Genomic DNA, 11,008 nt, shown 5'->3' on the forward strand with positions numbered 1-11,008 from the left:
AACCCCCGCAACCGCACCTCCCACACAATCCACCCCCGTCGCCCCGCAAGCCCCTGCCGCCAGCACCGGGACCAGCTCGCAAGCGGCCTCGGCCGGCTCCGTCGGCGCACCGTCCAGCGGTGCCTCCACCGCAGGCTCGTCGAGCTCGTCGGGTTCCTCGTCTCCCAGCTCGGGCAAGCAGAGTGAGAACGTCGCGAGCCAGAAGAGCGACAAGGACACAACCCAGACCACGCAGGCCGCGAGTGCCGGCGACGGTCAGGTCGCGGCGGCCGACCCGCAGCGCGCCTTTGCCGAGGGTGCGATGAAGGGCTTCGGCCAGGCACCGGTTCAGCCGACGACGGCCATGGCACAGGTTGCCCAATCACTTTCTGCGCCAATCACTCCCACCGATCCTCAGCCCCAGGCTCCCGTCAGCCATGCGACTGGCACCACCTCCGGCGGAGGGCCCTCGGGAGGAGGAGGCGGCGGCGTGCCTGGCGGCTTCTCCGGCGGCGGTGGCGGTGGCGGCGGTACGTCCGGCGGCTTCGGCGGGTCGTCCGCACCGGCCATGCCACCCGCGATGCCGCTCCCTCCGGCGACGCCAACGCCCCCTGGACCAACGGCCCCCGGCACGGGCGCAGGCGCAGGCGGTGCGAACAGCAACCCGGCAGCCGCCTCATCGCAGAACGGCCCCGGCGTCAACCCCGCGTCGGCCTCCAACGCGGGAGCCTTGGCGGGCGCCGCGCCGGCACCGATCCCAGTGTCGTCGGCCCGCATGGAGCGCGACGCCATCGCAGCGGCGTCCGCCGCGGGCGCGCTTCGACGCCAGAAGAACAACGCCAACGACGCCCTCACCCGCGCCCGCAGAATCGGTGCCGCACTCAACGTCGGAAACCTCGACTTCGGCTTCATCTGGGTGACGGGTCTGTGCGCTGACGGCACCATCGTCGTCGCGAATAGCTATGGGCTGGCCTACATCCCGCAGAAGGTCAACCTGCCCGAACAGGTTCGGATGGCCACCGCCGACGACTCCATCCCCATCGCCGACCGTGCCAAGTGGGTCACCTACCCAATCCTCGCGATCCAGGGCTGGGCGCAGGCGCACGGCCAGAAGCTTCGCGCCATCATCGCCACCGAGGCGCAGTTCGAGAAGTTCGATCCCGGTGCCGCCAAGGTGATCCTGCGGCCCGACGACATTCCCGACACCGGTCAGATGGAGGGCCGTTCCCGGCTCGAGGTCATCGCTCCCGAGGCCGCAGCCCGTCTTGCGTCCGTCAGCGACGCCGGGTTGACCGAGCTCCTTCCGCCCGCGCCCGCCGGCACCGATGCGCCCGAGGACGTCTCGGCCAGGATGTGGTTCGAGATGGCGATGCCGCTGATGACCACCTCCGCGGATCGCGGCATCGGCCACATGGAGCTCTTCGTCAAATACGCCGACCACGCGCAGGAATTGGCGCTATTCCGGGCACACACCGCCGCCGACGGCACCGCCCAACGCGAGGCCATCGCCGACTGGGTGTACTGGCAGCACCTGAGCGTCCTCATGTCCGACGCCCTCAGCGCGGGCGCATCGGTCTAGCCGACACCAGACCGGAACGGGTCGTCCCTCCGGGGGGCGGACAACCCCTAAAGGTCGATCGGGTCCGTCGATCTCGGCCCAATCGGACGCTCGACGGGAGGCGTTGCCGGAGAAGAGGTTTCCGGTGCCACGCCAGTCGTCGGAGCGAGCTCGGAAGCCGACCCCGCGGCCGCCCCCTGGTCGTCGGGCTCCGCAGCATCTTCCTGATGCTTCACGTCCTGAGGCTCTGCAGCGGGGTCATCGGACCCGGATTCCGAGTCAGAACCCCCGAACCCGCCAGCCATCTGACCGATCTGCTGCACGCCCTGCATGATGCCCTGCGAGACGGCAGCCGCCGCGCTCATCATCTGCGTCGGAATCTGCGCGGCCTGGCTGGCCACCTGCATCGGCATGCTCATCAGCTGGCTCATCTGCCCCAGCGAATCCGACGACGCCGACGACGCCGACTGCACGCCAACAGTGCCCGTACCAGTCTCGGAGCCGACACCGGACCCTGTGCCGCCCGCAGCATCGAACTGCTGCTTCTCATAGTTGGCGGCCAATTGCTCGTCGGTGTCCAAGTACTGGCCCGCCGCGGTCACCATGTTCGACGCCGTGTTCATGGCGTCGATCTTGACCTGCGGCAGCGATTCCTGAATGACGCCCTCGATACCGGGCACCTTGTCCGCGATCGCCTGACTGATCGGATCCGCCCCTGACGCGGTGTAGGCCGCCGGCGGCTCGGGAATGCCCTCCGCGGCGGTCCGCATGACATTGGCGATTTCCCTGAGCTTTTCGGCGTCGACCTTCAGTTCCGTCATTCAACTCACCTCAGAACCGAATGTTGCGCAACGCGTCGTACACGCCTGCGATCCACAGCAGCAGTGGGATCACCGACGCAATGGTCGCTCCGTCGAGGAGTTCCAGTATGCGCTTGGTCACGGGCGACACCCGACGCACGCCCTGCGTGGCACCGACGACGATGAGTGCGACGACGGCGCCCGCAACGTAGATGCTCAGCACCAGCCACGCGCTCGGCGGGAACCAGAGACACAGCCTGATCATCACGCCCGTCGGGATGACGACGGCTGCCGCCAGAAGCGCCCAAGCGCACCACCGTTCGGCATAGAGGCGGGAGCGGAATCCGCACACCGCCGTGACGAGTCCCGCGACGATCAGGCTGTGGATGAAGAAGTGGCCCTGAACGACGACCGCGATCGATCCGGTCGCGAGCACCAGGGCACCCGCCGTCAGAAAACCCACCAGCAGTTGCTTGGCCAACTGGCTGCGCTCGGTCAGCCGGGCAGCCGACTCCGGCACCGATGCGATGATGGCCTGCCACGTCGGTGACTCCTCGTCGGAGTTCTCGCGGCTCGAAACCGGGTCCAGCAGTTCGTCGTTGGTGACCGCCTCGCCGGGTGCCGGAATCGGCGGCAACGCGATGCGCGCGACGGCGACCGTCAGCTTGGCCGCATTCGTGACGACGATCAACCCGAACGCGATGGCACCTGCAGGCACCCAGAAGCTCCACCCGTAGCCATAGGCGACGGCTGCCGCCGTCACCGCCACGGCAGTGATCGCCAAGAACGACGCCACCTCCGCGCGCTTTCGCGGTCCGCCCCGCGTCCCCAACACCAGAAGCAAGGCGATGGCACCGGCGCCCGCGACGTTCGGCGCCCCCAGCCCCGTCACTCCATTCGGCAGTGGAACGGCGAGGGCCGCTGCCCCCGCCAGTGGAGCGAGCGAGGCCACCAGCAGGCTCTCGGACGCACTGAGGTTGGCATACCGGTTCTTGGCCACGAAGCTGCCGACCAACAGCCCGACGCCCAGCACGCCGACCGCGAGCGTCCACCACCAGCCGCGCCCGGTGTGCGACCAACTGAGCAACGACACCCCGGTCACCAGCGCCGCCACCACCGGAACGACGAGTCCGACGAAGCGGTTCAACGCCGTGCGATCGAACTCGGGTGACTCGTCGAGCACCGCGATCGCGTCGATCACGTCCTCGACCAGTGGGCGGTAGCGCTCGGTGCGGCTGACCGACACCAGCGTCAGCAGCGAGCCGTCGACCACCCCGGCGTCGTCCAGCGACTCCGACGCCTTCAACGGCGGGGCACCGGGGCGCGCGAACGCCCATTCCCCCTGCGCCTTGAAGTCGAAGCCCGCCAGCACGTCTGCGGGGGTGTCTTCGAGCAACTCGGCCAGCACGGTCACCGTCTCGTCGATGTAGTTCTCGACCGCGGCGGCCGCCGGCAGCACGAGATCCGTCATGCGGCGACCGGTGAGAATCGTGACCCGGGTCGTCGACGGCCGGCCGGGCGTGACGCTCGGCGAGCTGGGTGCGGCGGCCGTGGTGGTCAACGCCGTTCGAGCCTGTCGAAGTCGTCGGACAGCGCCGCGGCGAGTTCGGTGATCCGCCTGCGGAATTCCGCGCCCAGCAGGTTGAGCTGAATCTCCGTGCCCGCAGCGATGTGCTTGTCCCACGGCAAGACGACCACCCGCCCCGGTGCGACGTGACGCTCGAACTGCTGCACCAGATCGGCGACGTCGATGTTCGGCTTGCCAGGCACGGTGTGGTTGATCACGACGCAGGACCGACCGAGCAGATCCTGATATCCGTTCTGCCGCAACCAGTCCATCGTGATCGCCGCCTGACGCGCCCCGTCGATCGACGCACTCGCGACGATCACGAGACCCGACACCGTCGACAGCACTCCCCGGGACGCGGGCTGAAACAGCCCGGCACCACAGTCGGCGAGAACCAGGTTGTAGTACCTCGACACGATGCCGACGGCGCCGTTCCAGTCGTCGTCGTTGAACTCGCGGCGTGCACCGCTGTACTCCTCGGAGGACAACACCTCCAGGTTCGATCCGTTCATGCTGGTGTACGCGCGGATGTCGTTGTAGCGGGACAGTTCCTTGTCCGACAACAGATCAGCGACGGTCGCCGCTGACTGACGGCCCGCGCGGTCGGCGAGGTTGCCGCCGTCGGGGTCCGCGTCGACGGCCAGGATGCGATCGCCGCGAACCTTGCTCATCGCCGAGCCGAGTGCCACGGTGACGGCGGTCTTGCCAACACCACCCTTCAGCCCGAAGACGCCGATCTGGTACGAATCGCGAGCATTGCGGCGGATCCGTGCATGCAGGTCCATCTCGTAGAGCTCGTCGGGAGACAACCCCAAGTTGATCCGCGTCATGAGGTAGATCCAGTGCCGCCAACCGCGCTGGGACGGCATCTTGACCGCGGAGCGCACCCCGACGTGCGAAAGCGCGTCGATCGCACGATGGTTGCCCATCGTCGCCGCGGACGTGGGCACGGGCTGGGATGGAATCTGCTGGGCGGCGGCCGGCCATGCCGACCGGCTTTCGGCCTGCGGGTCGGCGAAGCGCTGCTGGGACTGCGCGGGCGCGGGTGGCATGCGCACCTGCGGCGCGGGTGCCGGAGCGGCCGGGCGCGGCTGCTCGAAGCGGGCACCGGTTGGCATGTTCGCCTGAGGCGTACGCATCATGCCGTTCTGAACTCGTTGGGGTGCTGCTGGAGTGGGACGCATCTGCGACGTCACCTCCGCGGGGTGCGGCGGCGGCGTCGTCGGGGTGGGCGCCTGAGCTGATTGGATCTGTGGTGCAGGTGGCGCGACGGGCATCGGTCCCGACGGCGTCTCACTGCGAGCATGGGCGGGCGAGACGGTCGCGGCGCCGGACTCCAGATCAACAGTGGCCGTTGGCTCTTCGGGCTGTGCAGCCTCCGAAGAGTGGAAGAGCCGGTCATAGTCGGCCGACATGTGGATACCTCTCATGGTTTAGGTGCGCCGAGACGCACACGAGGTGGGCGGGACAGTGGGCCCCGTTACGGCCTACCCGCCCACCTTCGTGTCGCGTAGTGCTACGCGAACATCCCGGTAACGCCGGCTTCGGTCTGAGCCATGGTGGCGCCGGACTCGCTGATGGTCTGCGCCAGGTTCTGCAGCGCTGAGTTGAGTTCGTTTGACGTGGTGTCCCAACGCATCTGGACGGCCTGGTAGGCCTCCGAACCGGTGCCGCCCCAGACGGCGCCGAGGGCTGCGAGAGAGCCCTTGCCCTCGTCGAGCAGACCCGCCGTGGTGCCGACGGCACCGTGGATCTCGCTTGCGCCGCCTTCGATACCGGCGAAGTTCCAAGTCTGTTCACTCATGTTCGATCTCCGATTCTTGTGGTGTGGTGGTCAGAGGTTCATCGCCGACGACAGCGTCGCGGACTGGTCGTCGTCGGTCGAGGTGTACTGCACGCCCGAGGTGTGGATGTTGGCCGAGATGTCGTTGAGCTCTTGGACCTGCCGGGCTGCGGCTTCGTGGAAGCGGACGAGGGCGGCTTGCGCGGCGGTGCCTGCCTGGCCGGTCCACTGGCCGGCGAGCGACCCTGCGGTGGACTCGACCTGGGCGATGACGCTCTTGAGCTCTCCAGAGATGCGCTCGAAGTTGCTGGCCTCCTTGGCGAGGACAGCGGCATCGGTATTCAGTGCTGCCATTGCTATCTACCTTTTCTCTCCTGTGTCCTCACCAAGGAATGGCGAGTCTTCCAGCCCCCTCTGGCCGGGAAGTCTTGTCGGCCAACGACTTACCAGTCGTCGTCGTCCTCGTCCCACTCGGTGGGCAATGGGGCCGGCGCCTTCAGGCTGGCCCTCGTCCCACCGCTCTTTCCGTTCTGCCCCGCCATGCCCATCGGGCCACCGGAGCCGCCACCGACGGGCGCCAGGCCTGCGCCACCCGCACCCGCTGCCGCACCGGGCGCCGTCGCGGGCTCTGGGGCACCGATCAAGTTCGACATCAGCGGAGTCCGCGCCATGGTGCCGCCCATGCCGGGCAGGGACGCTGCCCGAACCAGTCCGGCACCCGTGCTGGCCCCCGACCCGCCCGCCAGCGGGTGATTCGAGATGGGACTGGCGCCCATCAGCCCGACCTGCATGCCGTTGTCGCCGCCGAAACCACTGCTGACCTGGCTGAAGATCTGCGTCATCTGCTGGAGCGGTTGGGTGACCTGCTGCATGGCCTGCTGCGGCATCTGGCCGATCATCGACCCGACCTGCGATGCCATCTGGGTGGCCATTTGGACGCCCTGCTGCGCGACCTGGTCCTGCGGCCCCGCCTGCTGCGCGGTGTTCTCCGTGCGCTGCGCCTGCCCTTCGGCCCGCGTGGCGGCCATGTTGGCCTGGCTGACCGCCCGGCCGGTCTGCAGACCGACCGACTCGACGGTGGACTGCGCGCTCACGTGTGCGAACGCCGCCTCGCGGAGCGCCGCGCCAGGCAACAGCGCCGCGTTCTGTCCGACGGCGAGAGCCGCCGTGCTCTCCCCGACGCCGGGCATGACGATCGGCGTCATCGGCGGAATCGGCTCGAAGATCGTGTTCAACGACGTCTCCGCCTGATACCCCTCCATCGCGCCCGCCGCCTGGTTCCACATCCGCACGAAGTAGTCGGTCTCGTTGACTCCGATCGGCACGGTGTTCACGCCGAGGAAGTTCGTCGCCTCCAGGGTGGCGTGCGTGACGTGGTTCATCTCGATCTCGGGCAACGGCGGCGTGGTGACGAGTGCCGTCGTGTAGGCGGTTGCCTGCGCAACGGCCTGCATCGCCCGCTTTTGAGCCTGCAGCGCCGTCGTGCGCAACCACACGACCATCGGCGTGGTCGCTTGCACCGCGCGTTCGCTGCCCGCGCCCTGCCAGCTGCCGGAGAGCGCCGCGAGGCTGCCCGCCAACTCCTCGGCCTGCGTCTCCAGCGAGACCGCGAGAAGCTCCCAGCTGGCCGCCGCCTGGAGCATCGGCTCGGCGCCGGCGCCAGCCATCAGCCGCGCCGTGTTGACCTCTGGTGGCAACGCTCCGTAGAACATCGCCAACATTGCGGGCACGGCGGACATGGTTTGCTGGACTCAGCTCTCGTGTGGTGGTCTCGTTAGATCGGCTTTACGAAAGAGTGGTGGCGGCAGAACCGTCGACGGTGGTGTAGACACCGGCCGCCTCGATGTACGCCGCGCCCGCGCGCGCCAGTTCCTGTTGAGCGAAGGTGTTCAAGGCCATGGCCTGCACGGCCTCGGTCGCGAAGGCGATGGACGCCTGCACCGACACCTCTTCGGCACCCGCAGGTACGAGGGCACTGCCCTCGGCTCCCGCTGCCGTACCGGTTGCCAGGCCGCGCGCACCGTTTGCGACGACCTGCGATCCGACTCCGACCGCACCCGGGTTGTGCTCCAGTGGCTGCATTTGCGCTAACTCCTCGATCTATTCTGAAATCACTGCACACAGAGTCATGGACTCTTTCGGAGCGGTTGCTTGCTCCCCCGTGGAACCGTTCCCCGATTCCTTTGCTGGCGAGTTGCCAGCCGCGTTGCTGAATGACTTCCAAGAATATTACCGGCCCGTCGGGGGTGCTGCGAACACTTCTTCTTCGGGGGGGTCGACGTAGGCCGCTTGGATGACTTCCTTGCCATCGGGCGAGACGAGAAACGCCTGGCCAGGTGGCCGCCGTTTCAGCTTGATCTCGCTCGAGGGGAACTCGGTCTTCTCGCCGGAGAGGAACAACGTGGGCGAACCGGCACCGAACGCCGCGCCGACGAACTTGTCCATCGTCGCGCGATGTGCCTGGCTCATCTGACACGTGACGACGATGTGCAGGCCGATGTCGGCCGCCGCCGGCAGCAACGGCGCCAGCGGCGCCATCGGTGTCACCATCCCGCTCGCCGCGACGATCATGTGCCAGTCGTCGACCAGCAAGACGACGTCCGGCCCGGACCACCACGACCGCGCCCGCAGCTGCGCGGTGGTCAGATCCGGCGTCGGCAACCGCTTCTTCAGGTTGATAGCCAGCGCCTTGATGGCCTCCTCCAGCGTCGCGGTGTTCCGGTTGACCGCGCCCGCGTCCAGCAGGTGGCTCTGCGGGACGGCGTCGAGCAGACCGGACCGGTAGTCGGCCAGCATGAAGCGCACCTGCTGCGGGCTGTTGCGCGCGCAGATCGCCGAGGCCACCGCGTGCGCGATGCGCGTCTTGCCCGACTTGGGCGCTCCGAAGATCAGCAGGTGCGGTGAGGTGTGCATCGGGCTGTAGGCCACCGACAGATCCGACTCTCGGATGCCGAACGGCACGGTCCACCGCGTGCGGTAGTCGCTGTCGGGCCCCGGCGGGTTGGGGTCGAGCTCGTGCAGGTAGATGCGTTCCGGCAGCACGCGGACCTTCGGCGCGGAGTCGGTGTGCAGCGAGGCGATGTGGTCCACCGCCGCGGTGATGGCGGGCACGATGTCACCCGCGCTGTGCACGCCGTCCAGTCTCGGCACGCCCATCATCAGGTGGTGCTTCTCCATGGAGACCGCCCGGCCGGGCCGGTTGACGGGGATCTCGCGGGTGATGCGGTCGACCTGCGTCTCGTTGACGTCGCCGAGCCGGAACTCCACCTTGGTGCCCAAGTAGTCGCGGACCCGCGACTTCAGTTCCGTCCAGCGCGGCGTCGAGATCACCGTGTGCACCCCGTACGCCAAGCCCTGGCCTGCCAGATCCTGCACGACGGGCTCGAGGTCGGGGAATTCGGCGACGAACGCCGGCCAGCCGTCGATCACCAGGAACACGTCGCCGAACGGGTCGGCCGACGCGGGATGACTCGGGTCGTCGCGCATCTGCCGGTACGCGGCGATCGAGCCGACGCGGTATTGCTTGAACGTCGCCTCACGTTGGCGCAGAACGGCTTTCATCTCAGCGACCACCCGATTGACCCGGTCGGGCTCCGAGCGCGTCGCCACACCGCCGACGTGCGGCAGGTCTTCGAGGTACATCAGACCTCCGCCGCCCATGTCCACGCAGTAGAACTGGACCTGACGCGGCGTGTGCGTGGCGGCTGCCGACAGCACCAGCGTCTGCAGGAACATCGACTTCCCGGTCTGCGGTGCCCCACCGATGGCGATGTTGCCGCCGGCTGCCGAGACGTCGATGCCCCAGACTTCCTGGCGATGCCGGCGCGGCTCGTCCATGATGCCGAGTCCGAACCGCAACGGCTGACGTCGATCGCGTTCCACTAGCTCGTTGACCGGCACCGGATCCATCAACGGCGGCAACCACATTCGATACGCGCGGGTCTCGCCGGTGGTCAGCTGACCGAGGACCACTTCGCGCAGCACGCGCTGTTCGGACTCGATGCTCATGATGGCACCGCCTCGGCGATCGGCGCCGCCGTGAACGCGTGGATCTGCGTGGTGCTCTGCGCGGCGTGCCTGGGCGCCACCTCACCCTGGTCGTCGTCGACTTCGGTGGGTACGTAGTTGGTTCCGGTGTACACGCTGTGGAACTTCACCGGGTCCTCCATCCCGACGCGCAGGAACCCCACGCCGCTCTCCTTGTTGGTGATGTATTGCGCCTCAGGCGTTCCGATGACCGCCTTGGACTCGGCCGAGCTCGTCGTGCGCAAGGCGATCCGGTACGTCAGGTTGGGCTCGAGCTTGTCGATCCGCACGCCGCCGGTGTTCAGCGACTGCGTGGCCAGCAGCAAGTGCACCCGCAGCGACCGGCCGACGCGGCAGATGCGGTCGAACAGCGCGATGAAGTCCGGGTGGTTCTGCAACAGTTCGGCGAACTCGTCGACCACGACGAACAGCGTGGGCAGCGGCGCCAGGTCTGCTCCGCGCTCGCGGTGTTTCTCGTATTCGGCCACCCCGGACAGCGCGCCGGCCGCCCCGACCTGGATTCCGGCCTGGCGCAGGATCGACTGCCGCCGGTCGAGTTCACCGGAGAGCACCTCGCCCATGCGGCTGACCAGCTCGGCTTCCTCCTCCATGTTGGTCACCACCGCCGCGGTGTGCGGCAGCTTCTCCATACCGAGGAACGTCGACCCGCCCTTGAAGTCGGTCAGCAGCAGGTTCACCTGATCGGGGTGGTGGGTCGCTGCCAGCGAAAGTATCAGCGTGCGAAGGAATTCGGACTTGCCCGAGCCCGTCGTGCCGATGAGCATGCCGTGCGGACCCGCGCCGAACTCGGCGCCCTCCTTGATGTCGAGGTACATGATGTCGCCGGTCTTCAGCTCGTGCCCGAAGGGCACCTTGAGCCGGTCCCGGTCGGTGTCGCTGAACATGCGCCATCGGTTGGGCGTCACCTCTTCGATGGTCTGCGCCCCGACGATCTGGTGCCACTCGGTGGCCACCTTCTTCTGCACCCGGACGCTCTTGTCGATGATGGTCCCGGTGATGGACCACCCCGCCAGCTTGCGTGCGATGCGGCCGGCCGCCGACGACGTCATCCGGTCCGACGCGCTGGTCACCAGTCGGAAGGACTGGTTGGGCAGCTTGTCCTTTGCCGTACCGTCGGCCTCCACCTGCATCTTGTAGGCGGACGCCTTGTGGTTGCCGAGCGTCAGCACGGTGACTCCGGCTCTGCCGTCGATCGGGAGGTTCGCCCGGCCACCGGTCAGGTCCACCACGACGACGTACGGCCCGGTGGGCATGGCGTCGGCGGTGTGCGGGCC

At 68.0% G+C, this 11,008-nt stretch carries 10 protein-coding genes; 1 reads left to right on the forward strand and 9 read right to left on the reverse strand.

Annotated elements, in window-relative coordinates:
• The coding region (locus ABW137_RS27545; protein WP_526404686.1) for an EspK C-terminal domain-containing protein at nucleotides 1-1,558 on the forward strand (1,558 nt) is incomplete at its 5' end.
• 47 nt (nucleotides 1,559-1,605) lie between these two features.
• Here the strand turns inward: ABW137_RS27545 and ABW137_RS27550 are convergent.
• The 9 genes from ABW137_RS27550 to ABW137_RS27590 all read right to left on the reverse strand — a co-directional run.
• Nucleotides 1,606-2,358: a hypothetical protein gene (locus tag ABW137_RS27550; protein WP_526404688.1), complete on the reverse strand. Its 753-nt coding sequence runs from the start codon at nucleotides 2,356-2,358 to the stop codon at nucleotides 1,606-1,608.
• 10 nt (nucleotides 2,359-2,368) lie between these two features.
• The gene (gene eccD / locus ABW137_RS27555; RefSeq protein ID WP_526404690.1) at nucleotides 2,369-3,898 is read right to left on the reverse strand and encodes a type VII secretion integral membrane protein EccD; all 1,530 of its coding nucleotides are present in this window, start codon (nucleotides 3,896-3,898) and stop codon (nucleotides 2,369-2,371) included.
• Nucleotides 3,895-5,319, reverse strand: coding sequence for a MinD/ParA family ATP-binding protein (locus ABW137_RS27560; protein ID WP_526404692.1), 1,425 nt, complete (start codon nucleotides 5,317-5,319; stop codon nucleotides 3,895-3,897). Before ABW137_RS27560 ends, eccD begins: the two co-directional genes overlap by 4 nt.
• Before the next feature lie 101 nt (nucleotides 5,320-5,420).
• Nucleotides 5,421-5,708, reverse strand: coding sequence for a WXG100 family type VII secretion target (locus ABW137_RS27565; RefSeq protein ID WP_526404694.1), 288 nt, complete (start codon nucleotides 5,706-5,708; stop codon nucleotides 5,421-5,423).
• Between the two features lie 30 nt (nucleotides 5,709-5,738).
• The gene (locus ABW137_RS27570) at nucleotides 5,739-6,041 is read right to left on the reverse strand and encodes a WXG100 family type VII secretion target (protein ID WP_526404696.1); all 303 of its coding nucleotides are present in this window, start codon (nucleotides 6,039-6,041) and stop codon (nucleotides 5,739-5,741) included.
• Between the two features lie 89 nt (nucleotides 6,042-6,130).
• Nucleotides 6,131-7,426, reverse strand: a complete 1,296-nt coding sequence (locus ABW137_RS27575) for a PPE family protein (protein WP_526404698.1) — start codon at nucleotides 7,424-7,426, stop codon at nucleotides 6,131-6,133.
• Nucleotides 7,427-7,472: 46 nt separating this feature from the next.
• Complete coding sequence (locus ABW137_RS27580) at nucleotides 7,473-7,769, reverse strand: PE domain-containing protein (RefSeq protein ID WP_526404700.1); 297 nt, start codon at nucleotides 7,767-7,769, stop codon at nucleotides 7,473-7,475.
• Between the two features lie 147 nt (nucleotides 7,770-7,916).
• Nucleotides 7,917-9,695, reverse strand: coding sequence for a type VII secretion protein EccCb (gene eccCb / locus ABW137_RS27585; RefSeq protein ID WP_526404702.1), 1,779 nt, complete (start codon nucleotides 9,693-9,695; stop codon nucleotides 7,917-7,919).
• Nucleotides 9,692-11,008, reverse strand: a 1,317-nt coding sequence (locus ABW137_RS27590) for an FtsK/SpoIIIE domain-containing protein (RefSeq protein WP_526404704.1), incomplete at its 5' end; no start/stop codon positions are given. The genes eccCb and ABW137_RS27590, both read right to left, overlap by 4 nt.

It is taken from the genome of Mycobacterium sp. (genome assembly GCF_040509115.1).
GTDB lineage: Bacteria > Actinomycetota > Actinomycetes > Mycobacteriales > Mycobacteriaceae > Mycobacterium.

Coding starts and splice junctions, on each gene's coding strand:
- ABW137_RS27575 (WP_526404698.1), bottom strand. CDS start 7,426: ATGTCCGCCGTGCCCGCAATGTTGGCGATGTTCTACGGAGCGTTGCCA.
- ABW137_RS27560 (WP_526404692.1), bottom strand. CDS start 5,319: ATGTCGGCCGACTATGACCGGCTCTTCCACTCTTCGGAGGCTGCACAG.
- ABW137_RS27550 (WP_526404688.1), bottom strand. CDS start 2,358: ATGACGGAACTGAAGGTCGACGCCGAAAAGCTCAGGGAAATCGCCAAT.
- ABW137_RS27580 (WP_526404700.1), bottom strand. CDS start 7,769: ATGCAGCCACTGGAGCACAACCCGGGTGCGGTCGGAGTCGGATCGCAG.
- eccCb (WP_526404702.1), bottom strand. CDS start 9,695: ATGAGCATCGAGTCCGAACAGCGCGTGCTGCGCGAAGTGGTCCTCGGT.
- ABW137_RS27570 (WP_526404696.1), bottom strand. CDS start 6,041: ATGGCAGCACTGAATACCGATGCCGCTGTCCTCGCCAAGGAGGCCAGC.
- ABW137_RS27565 (WP_526404694.1), bottom strand. CDS start 5,708: ATGAGTGAACAGACTTGGAACTTCGCCGGTATCGAAGGCGGCGCAAGC.